This is a genomic window from Streptomyces sp. NPDC000229 (genome assembly GCF_040300825.1).
In the GTDB taxonomy this organism is placed as follows: Bacteria; Actinomycetota; Actinomycetes; order Streptomycetales; family Streptomycetaceae; genus Streptomyces.
In genome coordinates, this window is the sequence record NZ_JBEPEL010000044.1 from 41,218 (window position 1) to 58,567 (window position 17,350).

The window sequence follows — 17,350 nt, forward strand, 5'->3', positions numbered from 1 at the left end:
CCGTGTTTTCCACGCGTTCGTCCGGGGTCTCCCGTACGTAAGGCACCCCTGCCTACGATCGGGCCTCGCTCAGCAGTCGCTCAGCAGTCCGAAAAACGCTCACGTAAGGAGCCTTCATGACACAGGGTGCGCACAGGAGTCCCGGTCGGCGGACCGTGCTGGGAGCGGCGGTCCTCGGCTCGGCCGCACTCTCCGCAGGCGCGGGCGGCACCGCGGCGCAGGCGCACGGGCGCCCGTCGGGTGGTTCGCACAAGCGCCTGCCCGTCCCGACGGTCATCGCGCACCGCGGCGCCAGCGGCTACCGCCCCGAGCACACCCTCGGCTCCTACCAGCTGGCCCTCGACATGGGCGCGGACGTCATCGAGCAGGATCTCGTCCCGACCAAGGACGGCCACCTGGTCTGCCGCCACGAGAACGACATCACCGGGACGACGGACGTCGCCGACCACCCCGAATTCGCCTCCCGCAAGACCACCAAGACCGTCGACGGCACCTCGCTGACCGGATGGTTCACCGAGGACTTCACCCTCGCCGAGCTGAAGACGCTCCGCGCCAAGGAGCGCATCCCCGGCACCCGCCAGGAGAACACCGTCTACGACGGCCGCTGGGCCATACCCACCTTCGAGGAGGTGCTGCGCTGGGCCGAGAAGGAGGGCCGCCGCCGGGGCCGCCCGATCTGGCTGTACGTCGAGACCAAGCACCCCACGTACTTCCGGGGGCTCGGCCTCGCCCTGGAGGAGCCGCTGGCCAGGCTGCTGCGCCGGTACGGACGCCACGGCGCCGACTCGCCGACGTTCCTCCAGTCCTTCGAGCCGACCAGCATGCAGCGGATGGCCAAGCTCGTCTCCACGCCGCGCGTCGTGCTGCTGTGGACGCCGGACGACCGCCCCTGGGACTTCCGCGAGGCGGGCGACCCGCGCACGGTCGCCGACCTGATCACTCCCGAGGGTCTGAAGTGGATCGCGTCCTACGCGCAGGGCGTCGGCCCCCTGCTGGACCTGGTCATCCCGAAGGACAAGGACGGCAGGCTGGGCAAGCCCACCACCCTGGTGCGCGACGCACACGCCAAGGGCCTGGTCCTCCACCCCTACACGCTGCGCAACGAGAACGCCTTCCTTCCCGCGGACTTCCGCCGCGGCACGGACCCGGCGGCGTACGGGGACGTCTTCGGCGCGTACAAGGCCTACTTCGCCACCGGCATCGACGGCATCTTCACCGACCAGCCGGACACCGGCCTGCTGGCCGCGGCGGACCACCGCGCCCGCTGACGCATGTGGCGGCGCGGCATCCCCGCCCCGCGCCGCCCCCGCGTCACAGGACGCCCTCCCGCCCGTCAGCCCCGCCGCCCGGTGAGCCGCCCGGACGGGCGGTTTCGGGCGGGAACGGCAACCGGGGGAGGGCCCGTTCGTGTCGTGGGCGGCATGACACCCCCCGAAGAGTCCCGCCCCGCACAGACCGCACAGACCGCACACCCCCGCCGCCCCGAACAGGCCACCTCCGAAGCGACCGCAACCCCAGCCACCCTCCTCCCCGAACTCGTCGGCGCCCTCACCGCACTGCTCGCCGCCGAGTCGGAGGCGGAGGCCGCGGCCGCCGGTGTGGAGCCGGGCGACCTCGAACAAGCCGTATGGCTCAGGCTCCTGGAGCGTCTCGACGGCGGCCCGGGTGTGCCCCGCCGGCCCGCCGACTGGCTGCGCAGGGCCGTCCGGGACGAGGCCCGCCGCGCCCGGCGGACCGTCGTGCGCGAACTCCCCTACAGCGGCGACGAGCCCGTGTCGGACGTGGAGCCGGAGCAGGCCGCGCTGGTCGCCGAACGGCGCCGGGCGCTGCGTACCGCCGTCGCCCGCACGCCCGTCCACTGCCGTCGCCTGCTGACTGCGATGTTGTCGCCCACCGACCCCACCTACCGAGAAATCGCAGGAGAGTTGGGTATCTCACAAGGCAGTTTGGGGCCGATGCGTTCCCGTTGCCTGGGATGCCTGCGCAGAATGCTCACTGCAGAGGTTGCCGTTCCTGAACATCGGGGAAAGGAGCGGTAGACCCCCAGGGCGGACCAGGTGAGCCGGAGGCATGCATACATGGGCATGAGCGTGACCATCTCAGCGGCAAGCGCGCAGGACGCCGAACAGATCCTCAAGCTGCAATACCTGTGCTACCAGAGCGAGGCCGAGCTCTATGGCGACTACGGCATCGAACCCCTCACCCAGTCACTCGACGACCTGAAGGCCGAGCTCGACCGCGGCCACGCCCTCGTCGCCCGGCTCGGCGACGAGATCATCGCCTCCGTACGCGGACAGCTCGACGACACCGGCACCGCCAGGATCGACAAGCTCATCGTCCACCCGCGGCTGCGCCGCCACGGACTCGGCGGCCGCCTCCTCGACGCCATCGAGGAACACTTCGCCACCGACCCGGCCCCCGCCGCCAAGCGCTTCCAGCTCTTCACCGGCCACCGCAGCGAGGGCAATCTGCGCCTCTACCGCAAGAAGGGGTACGAGACCGTCGCCACCCGCGAAGTGGGGCCGCGCCTGACCCTGGTCACGCTGGAGAAGGCCGCTTAGCCTTCCGCAGCCACAGGATCCCGGTCACCGGCAGCAGCACCGGGATGAAGATGTATCCGTATCCGTAGTCGGACCAGACCGTGGCGTCCGGGAAGGCGCCGGGATCGGCCAGCGTCCAGGTACCCACGGTCATGACGCCCACCAGCTCGGCGGCGCAGCACACGAGTGCCGCCTTGCGGGCCGTCTCGCCGCCCCGCACCAGCGTGTAGGTGATGAACACGTACACCACGGCCGCGAGGGCCGACAGCGTGTACGCGAGCGGCGCCCGGCCGAACTCGGTGGCGATCTGCAGCACCGACCGCGACACCGCGCCGACCGACATCACCCCGTACAGCCACACCAGCAGCATGCCGGGCCCCTGGGCCAGACCGCGCCCTGCCATCTCAGCCGTTCCAGATGTCATGGAGGCGGACTTCCAGCACCGCCAGCACCACCGCACCGGCCGCGACGGTCGCCGACCCCCAGCGGCTGCGCTCCGCCAGCGACATGAAGCCCGCCGCCGGGACCGCGCACAGCGCGCCGATCAGATACGCGACGAAGATCGCCGTACCTTCGTCGGCCTTCTCACCCCGTGCCAGCTGCACGATCCCGACCACCAGCTGCACCAGGGCCAGGACCGTCACCACGGCCATGCCGATGAAGTGCCAGTCCTTCGTCGGCTGGTCCCGGTATGCGGCGAAGCCGCACCAGGCGGCGAGGGCGAGCGCGGCCACGGAAACCGCGACCGTCAGGGCGACAAGCATGCGCCCGAGACTATTACGGGCCAAAAGACCCGGTGCGACCGCCCCCGGTAGCGGAAACGTAGGCTCCATGACCATGAAGATCCACGCCGAAGCCCTCCTGTTCGACAACGACGGAACCCTCGTCTCCTCCCTGGAGTCCGTCGACCGCTGCTGGACCCGGTGGGCCTCGGAGTACGGCATCGCGGCGGAGGACTTCGCCCGCGTCGAACTGCACGGCCGCCCCGCCGTCGAGATCATCGCCGAGCTGCTGACCGGCGACCGGGCCGCCGGGATACCCCAGGCCCTGGCCCGTATCGAGCAGCTCGAGGTCGAGGACGTACCGGGAGGCGTGGAGCTGCTGCCCGGCACCAAGGAGCTGCTCTCCTCACTCCCGGAGGGCCGCTGGGCGGTCGTCACCTCCGCGACCAGGCCGCTCGCCGAGGCGCGGCTGCGGGAGGCCGGGATCGACGCCCCGGTCGTGATCGCCGCCGACGACATCACGCGCGGCAAGCCCGACCCCGAGCCCTACCTGCTCGCCGCCGCGAGGCTCGGCGTCGACCCGGCGCGCTGCGTGGTCTTCGAGGACGCCCCCGCCGGGCTGACGGCCGGCCGGGCGGCCGGTATGACGACCGTGGCCTTGGCCACAACGCACGACCGGGGCGAGCTCGTGGCCGATGTCGTGGTCACCGACCTCTCCGAGGTGACCGCGCAGGCCACAGCGGATGGAGTGGCCATCACCGCGGGGGTCCGGCAGTCCGCATGATGCACAACGGCCGTCCGCTATTCGGACAGCCGCCCGAGCCCGGAAGAAGTGTCTGGTTTACTGACCCGCATGACCACGACGAGCTCCCGCACCCTTGCGACCGAGGCGATGACGACGCCCGGTGCTCGTTGTATGTGTCGAATGTGCGCCTTCTGAGGGCCCCTGCCTGAGCCTCGCGCCCCGAAGCGAGACCCGACAGCCACGCCGTGTTCCGTACGCGTTCCCAAGCCGACGGATCACGCCGCCCGCGCACGTGCCACCCCCGGCCACCCGCCGAACAGCCGTGCCGCGCGTCGGAACGACGAATGCCCCGTGCCCGGCGGACACCGCGCCGTGCACTCGACAGTGACGGAAACCCCTGTGATCACCACCAAGGGCCTGACCAAGGTCTACGAGTCGCGAGGCCGCCAGGTCACCGCTCTGGACGGCGTCGACCTGCATGTCCGCGAAGGCGAGGTCTTCGGCGTCATCGGACAGAGCGGCGCCGGCAAGTCCTCGCTCATCCGCTGCGTCAACCTCCTGGAGCGCCCCACCTCCGGCACCGTGACGGTCGACGGCACCGACCTCACCGCGCTCGCGGGCCGTGGCCGCCGGGCGGGCAAGGACCTGCGCCGGGCGCGCAGCCGCATCGGCATGGTCTTCCAGCACTTCAACCTGCTGTCCTCACGCACCGTCCAGGACAACATCGAGCTGCCCCTGGAGATCCTCGGCGTCCCCGGCGCCGACCGCTCCCGCCGCGCCCTCGAACTCCTCGACCTCGTCGGCCTGGCCGACAAGGCCAAGGCCTACCCGGGCCAGCTCTCCGGCGGCCAGAAGCAGCGCGTCGGCATCGCCCGGGCGCTGGCCGGCAACCCCAAGGTGCTGCTCTCCGACGAGGCCACCAGCGCGCTGGACCCCGAGACCACCCGCTCCATCCTCCAGCTGCTGCGCGACCTCAACCGGCAGCTCGGCCTGACCGTCCTGCTCATCACCCACGAGATGGACGTCGTCAAGCAGATCTGCGACTCCGCCGCCCTGATGAAGAAGGGCCGCGTCGTCGAGTCCGGCACCGTCGCCGAACTGCTCGCCACCCCCGGCTCCGAGCTGGCCCGTGAACTGTTCCCGGTGACCGGCGAGGCCTCCGGCACCGACCGGACGGTCATCGACGTCACGTTCCACGGCGAGGCCGCCACCCAGCCGGTGATCTCCCAGCTCTCCCGCACGTACAACGTCGACATCTCGATCCTCGGCGCGGCCATGGACACCGTCGGCGGCAGGCAGATCGGCCGTATGCGCATCGAACTGCCCGGCCGGTACGAGGAGAACGTCGTCCCCGTCGGCTTCCTGCGCGAGCAGGGCCTCCAGGTCGAGGTCATCGACGAGGAACGCAACGTGCCCGCGCAGGGCCTGGTCAAGGAGATCGCGAAGTGACCTGGGAAGAGATGCGGCCCCTGCTGGAGCAGGGCACCATCGACACGCTCTACATGGTGCTGTGGTCCACCGTGGTCACCGTCATCGGCGGCCTGCCGCTGGGTGTTCTCCTCGTCCTGACCGACAAGGGCGGGCTGCTGCAGAACCGACCGGTGAACAAGGTCATCGGCGTGATCGTGAACATCGGCCGCTCGCTGCCGTTCATCATCCTGCTGGTGGCCCTGATCCCGGTCACCACGCTCGTGGTCGGCACCTTCATCGGCCCCACCGCAATGATCGTGCCGCTCTCCATCGGAGCCATCCCGTTCTTCGCGCGCCTCGTCGAGACGGCGATCCGCGAGGTCGACCACGGGCTCGTCGAAGCCGTCCAGTCCATGGGCGGTGGCATCCCGACGATCGTGTGGAAGGTGCTGCTCCCGCAGGCGCTGCCGTCCCTGGTGGCCGCCCTCACCACCACCGTGATCACCCTGATCAGCTACTCGGCGCTGGCCGGCGCGGTCGGCGGCGAGGGACTCGGCTCCAAGGTCATCACCTATGGCTACCAGCGGTTCGAGACCAACTTCATGCTCATCACCGTGGTGCTGCTGATCGTCATCGTCACGATCATCCAGCTCATCGGCGACCTCGCCGTACGCCTCCTCGCCCGCCGAGGCCGCACCGCCTGACTTCCCCCTGAACAGCCCGCACTCCTTGTCCGGGCGTTGTCCGCACCACCAGAAAGAGGCACTTTTCGTGCGTAAGAACATCAAGATCACCACGGCCTTCGCCGGCATCACCGCGCTCGCCCTCGGCCTCACCGCCTGCGGCACGGCCTCCGACCCGTCCTCCTCCAAGGGCGGCTCCGGCAAGGCCGACGCGTCCTCGCCGCTCGTCGTCGCCGCGTCCCCCACGCCGCACGCCGACATCCTGACCTTCGTCAAGGACAACCTCGCCGAGAAGGCCGGCCTCAAGCTGGAGGTGAAGGAGTTCACGGACTACGTCCTGCCGAACACCGCCACCGAGAGCGGCCAGGTCGACGCCAACTACTTCCAGCACAAGCCGTACCTGGACGACTTCAACAAGAAGAACAACACCACCGTCGTTCCGGTCGTCAACGTCCACCTCGAGCCCCTCGGCCTCTACTCCAAGAAGCTGAAGTCCCTCAAGGACCTCAAGCCCGGCCAGACGGTCGCCGTCCCCAACGACACCACCAACGGCGGCCGCGCCCTCAAGCTGCTCGCCGACAACGGCGTCATCACCCTCAAGGACGGTGTCGGGGCCAACGGCAAGCTGTCCGACATCAAGGACAAGAAGGGCCTGGAGTTCAAGGAGCTGGAGGCCGCCACCGTGCCCCGCGCCCTGAACGACGTCGACGCCGCCGTCATCAACGGCAACTACGCCATCGAGGCCGAGCTCAGCCCGGCCAAGGACGCCCTGGCGCTGGAGAAGGCCGAAGGCAACCCGTACGCCAACTTCCTCGCCGTCAAGAAGGGCAACGAGAAGGACGCCCGTGTGCGGAAGCTCGCCGAGCTCCTCAACTCGCCCGAGGTGAAGAAGTACATCGAGGACACCTACAAGGACGGCTCCATCGTCCCCGCCTTCGGAGCGGTCAAGTAGCCCTCGGCTCCCAGGTCCAGGCCCCGCGCACCCCGTCCGGTGCGCGGGGCCTCTGCCATGTCGACGCATCGACGCATCGACGCATCGACGCATCGACGTATCGACGTATCCGTATCGACGGATCCGTACCGACCCGGCCATGCGCACAACCGGCTGCATGCTGCATGCTGTGCCTTCACGGCCTTTACGGCCTTTACGGACGGTCTTCGGCATGGAGCTGCGCATGACTACCACCTTTCCGGACATCTCCATCAGCACGGAACGGTTGGTGCTGCGCCACTTCGAGGAGTCGGACATCCCCGCGCACATCGAGATGATGAACGACGAGATGGTCGTCGCCTGGACCTCCGTACCCCACCCGTACACCACGGCCCACGCAGAGGAGTGGGTGCGCAGGATCGCTCCTGCGGAACGTGCGGAGGGCCGCGGCGTCGTCCTCGCCGTCACCGAGTTCCTCACCCAGCGCCTCGTCGGCATCGTCCATCTCCAGAACACCAACTGGCGCACGCGCGCGACCGAAATCGCCTACGTCACCGCCCCCTGGGCCCGCGGCGAGGGATACGCCACCGAATCCGTCCTCGCCGTCGCCCAGTGGCTCTTCCGCGACCAGCGCTTCGAGCGCCTGGAACTGCGCACCGCCGCCGACAACACCGCCTCCCAGCAGGTCGCCCAGAAGATCGGCTGCATCAGCGAGGGCGTCCTGCGCAACGCCTGGATAGCGCGCACCCAGACGGAGGACGGCGGCTGGACCGACATCAGGACCGACCTGATCGTCTGGAGCCTGCTCCCCGAGGACCTCGAAGGCTCCGCCGACCAACTCGCCGACTCCGGATACTCCTCGTTCACCGACTGGAACTGACACCCGGTACGCTCACCAGCACTCCGCCCGACCTCCACGACATTCCAGGAGACAGACGAAGATGGCCGACCGGGTCACGGTGATCGGCTGGGACGGTTCGCCCCTCACCGCGGCCGCCAGGTCCGCCCTCTCGGCCGCCACCCTGGTGGCCGGAGCCGGCCACCACCTGGGGCTCCCGGAGATCCCGCCCGCCGCCGAACGGATCCGCCTCGGCAGTGTGGACCTCGCCGCCCGCCGCATCGCCGGCCACCGCGGCACCGCCGTCGTCCTCGCCGACGGCGACCCGGGTTTCTTCGGCGTCGTCCGCACCCTGCGCGCACCCCAGTACGGCCTGGAGGTAGAAGTGGTGCCCGCCGTCTCCTCCGTCGCCGCCGCCTTCGCCCGCGCGGGCATGCCCTGGGACGACGCCCACATCGTCGTCGCCCACAGCCGTACGCTGCGCCGCGCCGTCAATGTGTGCCGTGCCCATCCGAAGGTCGCCGTGCTCACCTCCCCGGGCGCCGGGCCCGCCGAACTCGCCCTCCTCCTCGACGGGGTCCACCGCACCTTCGTCATCTGCGAGGAACTCGGCACCGAGCGCGAGCAGGTCACCGTCCTCACCTCCGACAAGGTCGCCGACCACGCCTGGCGCGACCCCAACGTCGTCATCGTCATCGGCGGCGCCGCGGCCGCGCAGGGCGGCGGATGGCTGATGGGCCGGGACCCGGGAGCGGTACGCGGCTGGGGGCTGCCCTCGCCCGCGTACGGCGGCGACCTCCGCACCGGCGAGTCGGCCGGCCTCCGCTCCGCGCAGCTCGCCTGCCTCGGACCGCGTACCGGCGACCTCGTCTGGGACATCGGCTGCGGGGCCGGAGCGCTGGCCGTGGAGGCCGCCCGCTTCGGCGCGGCCGTGATCGCGGTCGACGAGGACCCGGCCGCCTGCGCCCGTACCGAGGCCGCCGCCCGCCGCTTCGGCGTCCAGATCCAGACCGTGGCGGGACGCGCGCCGCATGTGCTGGAGCGGCTGCCCGAGCCCGACGTCGTACGCGTCGGGGGCGGGGGAGCGGCCGTCGTCACCGCCTGCGCGGACCGCCGCCCCGAGCGGATCGTCGCCCACGCCACCACCCGGGACGGGGCGGAGGCGGTCGGCGCGGCGCTGGCGGACGGCGGATACGCGGTCGAGTGCGAGCTCCTCCAGTCCGTCGAACTCGACCCCGGCGCCTGGACGGAACGCGACCGATCGGTCGTCTTCCTGCTGTCCGGGCACCGTCCGGCACCCTCCCCGTGACCATGTCACTACGGGACGGCAGGTAGGCTGGCCGATCGTTGTACGGCGGCCGGGCGTTCGACGATTGGTTCGTCAATGTCCGGAAAAGAGGGACCTCTTCGGGCCTCTGTGTGGTATGGCGTTACCGGGGGGTTGCGCAACGTGGCGCAGTCCACAGCCGACGGCGGCGGATCCCGCTGCCACGGCGGCAGAAGGCCGCGACAATACGTCATGTCCGCGTGCCGTTCGTGCCGCGCGGCGCGCACGCTCGTTCTTGTTGGCGGGCGACGGTCTGAAGGAGCACAACCGATGGGCGAGGGGTACGCATGACTGACACCGGCCAGGTCCCGGGCGAGGGGCAGCCGGAGAACGCAGGCATGGTGGAGCAGCCGGGCATCCCCGCTCCGGGCGCGTACACCTTCCTGGACCCCTCCGAGAACGCTGCCGAGGACGACGACCTGCTGCTGATGCCGGGGTCGCAGGGAGCCTGGAGCGAGCCGCACGCCGGCGTCGCCCCGGCGCCCGCCCCCATGGCGATGCCCCCGGCGGTCCCCGCCTCGGTGGACCCGGTGGGCGCGGCGGTGATCGCCGAGCAGCAGGCCCAGCAGGCCCAGCAGGCCCAGCAGGCGCAGGCGCAGCAGTCCGTGTACGAGCCGGTCGCGCAGGCCGCGCCGGTCATGCACCAGCCGGCCGCTCCGGTGTACGAGCCGGTCGTCCACGAGCCGGTGGCCCATGAGCCCGCCGCCCAGGAGCCGGTGGCCCATGAGCCGCTCGTCGATGAGCCCGCCGCCCATGAGGCCGGCGCGCATGAGGCCGGCGGCCGTGACTCCGGGTCGGTCGACCTGACCGGCGTACGGATGCCGGAGCCGGCCCAGGCGCCCGCCGCCCCCGAGCCCGCCCAGGCGCCGGCTTCTGCCGCCGTTTCCGCCCCGGCCGCCCCGCGGCGCCCGCTCCACATGGGACCCCCGGTCCCGGACGCCTCGGGCGGAGTCGTCCGCTCGCTCGCCGACCGCGGCCCCGCGAACCCCGGTCCGGCGGCGTCCGGTCCCGTGACGTCCGGCGGCCTGGAGTACCTGGACGTGCCGCGCGAGGAGCCGGTGTCGACGCTGCCCGGCCCGCAGCTCGGCGAGCTGCCGCCGCAGAGCGCGGAACCCTGGTCCCCCGCACCACAGCAGTCCCCTCAGTCCCAGCAGCCTCAGATGCCGCCTCCTGCCTCAGCAGAAACGGTCGTTCCGGACCCGGCGCCCGCGGCGGCCGGGCAGTTCGTGCCGGTCGAGGGCTCCGTCCCGACCGCCCCCCACCTCGCCCCGACGCCTCCGGCCCCCGCGCCCGCCGCCGATCCGGCCCCCGAGGCCGCCGAGCCGCTCGCCGCCGGTCCGGAGCCGGCCCCGGAACCCGCCCCGGACGTCGCCGTCACGGTCCCGGCCCCCCGCGACGGCGGTTCTCCCGCCCCGGTGGAGTCCGCCCCGGAGCCCGCCGCCCAGCCGGCCGAGGTCCCCGCCGAGCCGGTGGCCCCCGAGGCGATGCCCGCCGAGCAGCCGGCGCCGACCGAGCCCGTGGCCGCCGAGGCGACCGCTCCCGAGCCGACGGCGGAGCAGCCGGTTCCCGCCGAGCCGGTCGCGACCGAGCCGGTCGAGGCCCCCGAGCCCATGACCCCCGAGCCGGTAGCCGCCCCCGAGCAGCCGGTGGCAGCCGAACAGCCGGTCGCCCCCGAACAGCCGGTGGCCGAGCAGCCCGTCACAGCCGAGCAGCCGGTGGCAGCCGAACAGCCGGTCGCCCCCGAGCAGCCCGTGGCCGAAGAGCCCGCGCTCACCGCCGAGCCCGCCCCTGCCCCGGAGCAGCAGCCCGAGGTCCTGGACGCGGACGCCTCCGAGGAACCCCCGGCCGCCGACAGCCTCGAGGACCACCCCGCGGACAGCCCGGACAGCCCGGACAGCCCCGCCGACCACGGCGCCCCGGCCCCCGCCTACGACGACGTCGAGCGCGAGGCCGTGCTCCGTGTCATGCGCGAGCGCCGTGACATCCGTAACGGCTTCCGCAGCGACCCGATCCCGCACGAGGTCCTCCTCCGGGTCCTGGAAGCGGCCCACACGGCACCGTCCGTCGGCCACTCGCAGCCCTGGGACTTCGTCGTCATCCGCTCCGCCGAGACCCGGCGCACGATGCACGAACTCGCCCAGCGCCAGCGCGAGGCGTACGCCAAGTCGCTGCCGAAGGGCCGGGCCAAGCAGTTCAAGGAACTGAAGATCGAGGCCATCCTCGACACCCCGGTGAACATCGTCGTCACCGCCGACCCCACGCGCGGGGGCCGCCACACCCTCGGCCGGCACACCCAACCGCAGATGGCGCCGTACTCGTCCGCGCTCGCCGTCGAGAACCTGTGGCTCGCCGCCCGCGCCGAGGGCCTCGGTGTCGGCTGGGTCAGCTTCTTCGACGAGCGCGAGATGGTCCGCGCCCTCGGCCTGCCCGAGCACCTCGAAGTGGTCGCGTACCTCTGCGTCGGTTACGTCGACGAGTTCCCGGAGGAGCCGGAGCTGATGCAGGCGGGCTGGTCCAAGCGCCGCCCGCTGTCCTGGGTCGTCCACGAGGAGACGTACGGCCGCCGCGCCCTGCCCGGCGAGGAGCCCCACGACCTGCTCCAGGAGACCGTCTCCAACATCCGCCCGCTCGACGCGAAGGCGCTCGGCGAGGCGTGGGAGCGGCAGAAGCGGATGACCAAGCCGGCCGGCGCGCTCGGCATGCTGGAGATCATCTCCGCGCAGCTGTCCGGCCTGTCCCGGCAGTGCCCGCCGCCGATCCCGGAGCCCGCGGCCGTCGCGATCTTCGCGGGTGACCACGGGGTGCACGCCCAGGGCGTCACTGCCTGGCCCCAGGAGGTGACGGCCCAGATGGTCGCCAACTTCCTCGGCGGCGGCGCGGTCTGCAACGCGTTCGCCAACCAGGTCGGGGCCGAGGTCTGCGTCATCGACGTCGGCGTCGCCGGCGACCTGCCCGCCACGCCCGGCCTCCTGCCGCGCAAGGTGCGCCCCGGCACCGCCGACTTCACCACCGGCCCCGCCCTCAGCCGCGAGGACGTCCTCGCGGCCGTGGAGGTCGGCATCGAGACGGCCCGGGACCTGGTCGCCGCGGGCAACAAGGCGCTGCTGACCGGAGAGATGGGCATCGCCAACACCACCGTGTCCGCCGCGCTGATCTGCGTCTACACGGACGTCGACGCCGCCGAGGTCACCGGCCGGGGCACGGGCATCAACGACGAGATGCACGCCCGCAAGGTGGACGTCGTCCGGCGCGGGCTCGACCTCCACCAGCCGGATCCGGCCGACCCCATCGGCGTCCTCGCCGCCATCGGCGGCCTGGAGCACGCGGCGCTCGTCGGCTTCATCCTGGGTGGCGCGTCGCTGCGTACGCCGGTCGTCCTCGACGGCGTCAGCGCGGGGGCCGCTGCCCTCGTCGCGCGGGCCATCGCCCCCGAGGCGCTGGCGGCCTGCATCGCGGGCCACCGCAGCGCGGAACCGGGCCATGTGGCGGCCCTCAACAAGCTGGGCCTCCGCCCCCTGGTGGACCTGGACCTCCGCCTGGGCGAGGGCACCGGGGCCCTGCTGGCCCTCCCGGTGATCCAGAGCGCGGCGCGCGCGATGCACGAGGTGGCGACGTTCGACTCGGCGGGCGTCACCGAGAAGTAATCGAGTGTGGGGGCCACGCGCCCCCACACCACGCGGCAGGCCCCGGTCCGCCCGAGCCACGGCGCGGAGGGCCCGCACGGCCCTGAGGCCACAGGGGGCGGCCGGGGAGAGCGCCCCGGCCCCCTCACCGCACCGCCCCACGACCGGCTCGGCGGGCGCACCGTATCGTGGTCGGCAGCGTCCCCACCGCCATGCACCCCCACGCCACCCCCGCCCCACCAGCCGCTTCACCGTCGCAGCGGCCCCCGCACACCGCACCACCGCCCCGCCGAGGAGCCGCACCGCCATGGCCGAGTACGCCGAGCACCCCGCCTACCCCGTCGGACTGCGCCTGACCGGGCGCCGCGTCGTCGTCATCGGCGGCGGCCAGGTCGCCCAGCGCCGCCTCCCCGCCCTCATCGCGGCCGGCGCCGACATCACCCTGGTCTCGCCGTCCGCGACGCCGTCCGTCGAGGCCATGGCGGAAGCCGGTGAGATCTCCTGGATCAAGCGCCGGTACGAGGAAGGCGACCTGGCCGACGCCTGGTACGCCCTGATCGCCTCCACCGACCCGGAGGCCAACGCCCGCGCGTCCGCCGAGGCGGAGCGCACCCGCACCTGGTGCGTACGCTCCGACGACGCCGAGGCCGCCACGGCGTGGACGCCCGCGACCGGCCGCAGCGAGGGCGTCACCGTCGCCGTGCTCACCGGCCACGACCCGCGCCGCTCCGCCGCCGTGCGGGACGCGATCGTCGAGGGGCTGCGCGACGGCTCGATCGCGGCGCCGCACCACCGCTCCCGTACCCCCTTCGTCGCCCTCGTCGGCGGCGGTCCCGGCGACCCGGACCTGATCACCGTGCGCGGCCGCCGCCTCCTCGCCGAGGCGGACGTGGTCATCGCGGACCGTCTCGGCCCGCGTGACCTGCTCGACGAGCTGCCCCCGCACGTCGAGGTGATCGACGCGGCGAAGATCCCGTACGGCCGGTTCATGGCGCAGGAGGCGATCAACAACGCGCTCATCGAGCACGCCAAGGCCGGCAAGTCCGTCGTCCGCCTCAAGGGCGGCGACCCGTTCGTGTTCGGCCGGGGCATGGAGGAGGCGCAGGCGCTCGCGGAGGCGGGCATCGCCTGCACGGTGGTCCCGGGCATCTCCAGCTCGATCAGCGTCCCCGGCGCGGCCGGCATCCCGGTCACACACCGGGGCGTGGCGCACGAGTTCACCGTGGTCAGCGGCCACGTCGCGCCCGACGACCCGCGCTCGCTCGTGGACTGGGCCTCGCTCGCCAAGCTGACCGGCACACTGGTCGTCCTGATGGGCGTCGACAAGATCGGCGCGATCGCCGAGGCGCTGGTTGCCCACGGCAAGGCCCCCGACACCCCGCTCGCGCTGATCCAGGAGGGCACGACGGCCTCCCAGCGGCGCGTGGACGCGACCCTCGCGACGGTGGCCGAGCGGGTCAAGGCGGAGGACGTACGCCCGCCCGCCGTGATCGTCATCGGCCCGGTCGTCGCCGAGGGCCCGCACAAGAGCACCACGTAACCCCGTTGGCACCCCACACCGGACAAGGCAGTATCACCCCGTGGCCGATCTCATCACCATCGACGACCCCGACGACCCGCGCCTCGGCGACTACACGGGCCTGACCGACGTCGAACTGCGCCGCAAGCGCGAGCCCGCCGAAGGCCTCTTCATCGCCGAGGGCGAGAAGGTCATCCGGCGCGCCAAGCAGGCCGGGTACGAGATGCGCTCGATGCTGCTGTCGGCCAAGTGGGTCGACGTCATGCGGGACGTCATCGACGAGGTCCCGGCGCCCGTGTACGCGGTCACGCCGGACCTCGCCGAACGCGTCACCGGTTACCACGTGCACCGCGGCGCCCTCGCCTCCATGCAGCGCAAGCCGCTGCCCACGGCGGACGCACTGCTCATCGGCGCCCGCCGGGTGGTCGTCATGGAGGGCGTCAACGACCACACCAACATCGGCGCCATCTTCCGCAGCGCCGCCGCCCTCGGCATGGACGCGGTCCTGTTGTCGCCGGACTGCGCCGACCCCCTCTACCGCCGGTCGGTGAAGGTCTCGATGGGCGCCGTGTTCTCCGTTCCGTACGCCCGCCTCGACACCTGGCCCCGAGGGCTGGAGACGGTACGGGAGGCGGGCTTCAAACTGCTCGCACTCACGCCCGACGAAAAGGCCACGAGCATCGACGCGGCGGCCCCGCACCGCCTGGAGCGGGTCGCCCTGATGCTGGGCGCCGAGGGCGACGGCCTCACCACCAAGGCACTGATGGCGGCCGACGAGTGGGTACGCATCCCCATGGCGCACGGCGTGGACTCGCTGAACGTCGGCGCGGCGGCCGCGGTCGCCTTCTACGCGGTGGCCACCGGCCGCCCGGAGTCCTGACCGGCCACTACCCCTGAAGGCCCTGCGCGGCCGCGATCCCCAGCAGCACGATCAGCGTCACGACCACGAAGACGAAGAGCCGCTGACGCAGAAGCCGAGGGTTCGCGGGCCGGCGGGCACCGCCCGCTCCCGTACGCACCCCGGGCCTCGACGCCGTGCGGCCACCGCCCGTCCGGGACGGCGGGCGTGACGGATTGCGCGGCGACGAGGCGCGCGGAGCCTGCGCGCCACGCGGGCCGGGCGCGGGCGTGCGCCGGGCCCGCCCCTGGGTGGTCCGCTCCGTGTAGCGCTCGGTCAACCGCCCCGTGGGCCGCTCGTCCACGGACCGGGCGGCCGGTCGCGCCGCCGACGACCGGACGTCCGACAGCCCCTGCGCCTCGCGGGCGGCGATCTCCTTCAGCCGCATGGACAGTTGCAGGGTGCTGGGACGTTCCTCCGGGTCCTTGGCGAGACAGGCCCGCACCAGCGGCGCCAGCGCGTCCGGGACGCCGTGCAGCTGCGGCTCCTCGTGCACCACCCGGTAGAGCATCACCTCGGAACTGCCGTGCCCGAACGGCGAGTCCGCCGTGGCCGCGTACGCCAGGGTCGCGCCGAGCGCGAAGACGTCCGTGGCCGGGGTCACCGCCGCGCCCCGCACCTGCTCGGGCGCCAGGAAACCGGGCGAGCCCACCGCTGTACCCACGTGGGTGAGCGTGGACGCCCCGGTCGCCCAGGCGATGCCGAAGTCGATGATCCGCGGGCCCTTGGGGGAGAGGAGGATGTTCGACGGCTTCAGGTCCCGGTGGACCACGCCGGCCTCGTGGACGGCCACCAGCCCCTCGGAGAGCGCCGCGCCGATCGCCGCCACGTCGGCCGCCGACAACGGGCCCTCCTCGGCGACCTTGTCGTGCAGGGAGGGACCCGGCACGTACTGGGTGGCGAACCAGGGCCGGTCCGCCTCCAGGTCGGCCGCCACGAGCCGTGCCGTACACCCGCCGCAGATCCGCCGCGCGGCCGACACCTCGCGCGCGAAGCGCGACCTGAACTCCTGGTCCTCGGCGAGATCCGGCCGGATCACCTTCAGAGCCACCCGCTGCCCGCGCCGGTCGGACCCGAGGTACACGACCCCCATACCGCCCGCGCCGAGCCGCCGGTGAAGCCTGAATGAGCCGACGACACGCGGATCCTCGCGCCGGAGCCGCATCATCGCCATGTCCGTCCCCTACCTACGGTGGGGGAGGCCCCACCCTCGCTGCACCGGTGTCCGTTTGACGTGGCACAGCTTACGTACCCACGCCCCGGCACGCTCATAGGCCGCGCCCTCGCGGGCCGATCGATTGTCAGTGCCGGTCCGGGCGGTGAGGTCGCGTCATGTCCCAATGCCCGCCGCGCGAAGGGGGGTTGGCCCTCAGCGGTGACCGGCGGTACGGAGCGGCGGCGTGGACGTGAGTGACGTCACCCGCCCCCCCCGGCCCCTCCGGGAAGACCCCCACGGGGGGTGCCCCGTCTCCACCCAGGGGAGTACGCCGCCCGGTGGCGGCTCATCCTCCGGGAGGCCCGCCAAGGGGTACGCGGGCATGACGCGCCCGGCCCGCCGCTTCCCTAATGTTGAGGTCAAGCGGCGGGTGCAGCACTCGTCCCCCGAGGTCAGCACCCGCCGCTGTGAGAACACGACAGGAGAGGAACCATGGCGCACACGGCAACGCGAACGGTGATCCGCACGCAGGGTCGTACGTCGGGGCGACGTCACCCGCTGGTGGCGACGGCGATGGTTCTCCCCTTGGCCGCGCTTCTGGTGGTCGTCTTCGGCGGCTGGGACGCAGTGGTCACACAGGCGTCGTCCGTGGGCGTGATGCTGGGGCGCTGAGCGGCGCCCCAGGTCCGGGAGAGCGGCCCGGATCGGGGACATCGGCCAACAGCCCCGTGGGGACGGGGGTGCGGCGGACGGCAGCGGTGGCCGGCAGCTGGGGAGCTGCCGGCCACCGCTATGTCCGGCCCGCCCGCGGTGCTGCAGGCCTCCCCCAAGCTCTCGGCTTCGCTCGAGCAGGGGAGACCCCCATCCTCTGCGGGGGCGACCCTGCACGGCCACACCCCGGTCGTACGCCGACTGCGGGCCGGTGGTCTTTGGCAGACGGCGAGAAGGGGCCGTGCAG

General features: G+C 72.5%; 16 protein-coding genes. 13 read left to right on the plus strand and 3 right to left on the minus strand.

Annotated features, from left to right (window positions below):
• The first annotated feature begins 116 nt into the window (after positions 1-116).
• From ABT360_RS21380 to ABT360_RS21390, 3 genes are all read left to right on the plus strand, one after another.
• Positions 117-1,268: a glycerophosphodiester phosphodiesterase gene (locus ABT360_RS21380; RefSeq protein ID WP_351818651.1), complete on the plus strand. Its 1,152-nt coding sequence runs from the start codon at positions 117-119 to the stop codon at positions 1,266-1,268.
• A gap of 153 nt (positions 1,269-1,421) precedes the next feature.
• A complete protein-coding gene (locus tag ABT360_RS21385; RefSeq protein ID WP_351818654.1) occupies positions 1,422-2,039 on the plus strand; it encodes an RNA polymerase sigma factor in 618 nt (205 codons plus the stop codon).
• A 39-nt stretch (positions 2,040-2,078) separates the two neighbouring features.
• Positions 2,079-2,561: a GNAT family N-acetyltransferase gene (locus ABT360_RS21390; RefSeq protein WP_351818657.1), complete on the plus strand. Its 483-nt coding sequence runs from the start codon at positions 2,079-2,081 to the stop codon at positions 2,559-2,561.
• On the opposite strand, the gene ABT360_RS21395 is transcribed toward ABT360_RS21390, so the two are convergent.
• Both ABT360_RS21395 and ABT360_RS21400 read right to left on the minus strand, forming a co-directional pair.
• Positions 2,539-2,943 (minus strand): hypothetical protein, encoded by a 405-nt coding sequence (locus ABT360_RS21395; RefSeq protein ID WP_351818660.1) that lies wholly within the window; start codon positions 2,941-2,943, stop codon positions 2,539-2,541. The two genes, ABT360_RS21390 and ABT360_RS21395, sit on opposite strands and share 23 nt — an antisense overlap.
• 1 nt (position 2,944) lies before the next feature.
• Positions 2,945-3,304 (minus strand): hypothetical protein, encoded by a 360-nt coding sequence (locus tag ABT360_RS21400; protein ID WP_351818663.1) that lies wholly within the window; start codon positions 3,302-3,304, stop codon positions 2,945-2,947.
• 73 nt (positions 3,305-3,377) lie between these two features.
• On the opposite strand from ABT360_RS21400, the gene ABT360_RS21405 reads away from it, so the two are divergent.
• The 9 genes from ABT360_RS21405 (at position 3,378) to ABT360_RS21445 (ending at position 15,218) form a co-directional block, all read left to right on the plus strand.
• Entirely contained in the window at positions 3,378-4,046 is a 669-nt protein-coding gene (locus ABT360_RS21405; protein WP_351818708.1) for an HAD family hydrolase, read from the plus strand.
• 360 nt (positions 4,047-4,406) lie between these two features.
• Entirely contained in the window at positions 4,407-5,456 is a 1,050-nt protein-coding gene (locus ABT360_RS21410; protein ID WP_351818666.1) for a methionine ABC transporter ATP-binding protein, read from the plus strand.
• A complete protein-coding gene (locus ABT360_RS21415; RefSeq protein ID WP_351818669.1) occupies positions 5,453-6,121 on the plus strand; it encodes a methionine ABC transporter permease in 669 nt (222 codons plus the stop codon). Before ABT360_RS21410 ends, ABT360_RS21415 begins: the two co-directional genes overlap by 4 nt.
• Before the next feature lie 67 nt (positions 6,122-6,188).
• Positions 6,189-7,052: a MetQ/NlpA family ABC transporter substrate-binding protein gene (locus ABT360_RS21420; protein WP_351818672.1), complete on the plus strand. Its 864-nt coding sequence runs from the start codon at positions 6,189-6,191 to the stop codon at positions 7,050-7,052.
• Between the two features lie 211 nt (positions 7,053-7,263).
• Complete coding sequence (locus ABT360_RS21425) at positions 7,264-7,911, plus strand: GNAT family N-acetyltransferase (protein WP_351818675.1); 648 nt, start codon at positions 7,264-7,266, stop codon at positions 7,909-7,911.
• Positions 7,912-7,972: 61 nt separating this feature from the next.
• The gene (gene cbiE / locus ABT360_RS21430; RefSeq protein ID WP_351818678.1) at positions 7,973-9,178 is read left to right on the plus strand and encodes a precorrin-6y C5,15-methyltransferase (decarboxylating) subunit CbiE; all 1,206 of its coding nucleotides are present in this window, start codon (positions 7,973-7,975) and stop codon (positions 9,176-9,178) included.
• A 305-nt stretch (positions 9,179-9,483) separates the two neighbouring features.
• On the plus strand, positions 9,484-12,840 hold the full coding sequence (cobT, locus tag ABT360_RS21435) for a nicotinate-nucleotide--dimethylbenzimidazole phosphoribosyltransferase (RefSeq protein WP_351818681.1): 3,357 nt from the start codon (positions 9,484-9,486) through the stop codon (positions 12,838-12,840).
• 286 nt (positions 12,841-13,126) lie between these two features.
• A complete protein-coding gene (gene cobA / locus ABT360_RS21440) occupies positions 13,127-14,359 on the plus strand; it encodes a uroporphyrinogen-III C-methyltransferase (RefSeq protein WP_351818684.1) in 1,233 nt (410 codons plus the stop codon).
• Positions 14,360-14,399: 40 nt separating this feature from the next.
• Positions 14,400-15,218 (plus strand): TrmH family RNA methyltransferase, encoded by an 819-nt coding sequence (locus ABT360_RS21445; protein WP_351818687.1) that lies wholly within the window; start codon positions 14,400-14,402, stop codon positions 15,216-15,218.
• 7 nt (positions 15,219-15,225) lie between these two features.
• On the opposite strand, the gene ABT360_RS21450 is transcribed toward ABT360_RS21445, so the two are convergent.
• On the minus strand, positions 15,226-16,410 hold the full coding sequence (locus tag ABT360_RS21450) for a serine/threonine-protein kinase (protein ID WP_351818690.1): 1,185 nt from the start codon (positions 16,408-16,410) through the stop codon (positions 15,226-15,228).
• 474 nt (positions 16,411-16,884) lie between these two features.
• Here ABT360_RS21450 and ABT360_RS21455 point away from each other — a divergent pair, with 474 nt between their 5' ends.
• The gene (locus tag ABT360_RS21455; protein WP_351818693.1) at positions 16,885-17,064 is read left to right on the plus strand and encodes a hypothetical protein; all 180 of its coding nucleotides are present in this window, start codon (positions 16,885-16,887) and stop codon (positions 17,062-17,064) included.
• The last annotated feature ends 286 nt before the right edge of the window (positions 17,065-17,350 follow it).

Bases quoted from the DNA above. Each gene is read 5' to 3' on its own strand.
- ABT360_RS21380 (WP_351818651.1), top strand. From the start codon at position 117: ATGACACAGGGTGCGCACAGGAGTCCCGGTCGGCGGACCGTGCTGGGA.
- ABT360_RS21385 (WP_351818654.1), top strand. From the start codon at position 1,422: ATGACACCCCCCGAAGAGTCCCGCCCCGCACAGACCGCACAGACCGCA.
- ABT360_RS21390 (WP_351818657.1), top strand. From the start codon at position 2,079: ATGGGCATGAGCGTGACCATCTCAGCGGCAAGCGCGCAGGACGCCGAA.
- ABT360_RS21395 (WP_351818660.1), bottom strand. From the start codon at position 2,943: ATGGCAGGGCGCGGTCTGGCCCAGGGGCCCGGCATGCTGCTGGTGTGG.
- ABT360_RS21400 (WP_351818663.1), bottom strand. From the start codon at position 3,304: ATGCTTGTCGCCCTGACGGTCGCGGTTTCCGTGGCCGCGCTCGCCCTC.
- ABT360_RS21405 (WP_351818708.1), top strand. From the start codon at position 3,378: ATGAAGATCCACGCCGAAGCCCTCCTGTTCGACAACGACGGAACCCTC.
- ABT360_RS21425 (WP_351818675.1), top strand. From the start codon at position 7,264: ATGGAGCTGCGCATGACTACCACCTTTCCGGACATCTCCATCAGCACG.
- cbiE (WP_351818678.1), top strand. From the start codon at position 7,973: ATGGCCGACCGGGTCACGGTGATCGGCTGGGACGGTTCGCCCCTCACC.
- cobT (WP_351818681.1), top strand. From the start codon at position 9,484: ATGACTGACACCGGCCAGGTCCCGGGCGAGGGGCAGCCGGAGAACGCA.
- cobA (WP_351818684.1), top strand. From the start codon at position 13,127: ATGGCCGAGTACGCCGAGCACCCCGCCTACCCCGTCGGACTGCGCCTG.
- ABT360_RS21450 (WP_351818690.1), bottom strand. From the start codon at position 16,410: ATGGCGATGATGCGGCTCCGGCGCGAGGATCCGCGTGTCGTCGGCTCA.
- ABT360_RS21455 (WP_351818693.1), top strand. From the start codon at position 16,885: ATGGCGCACACGGCAACGCGAACGGTGATCCGCACGCAGGGTCGTACG.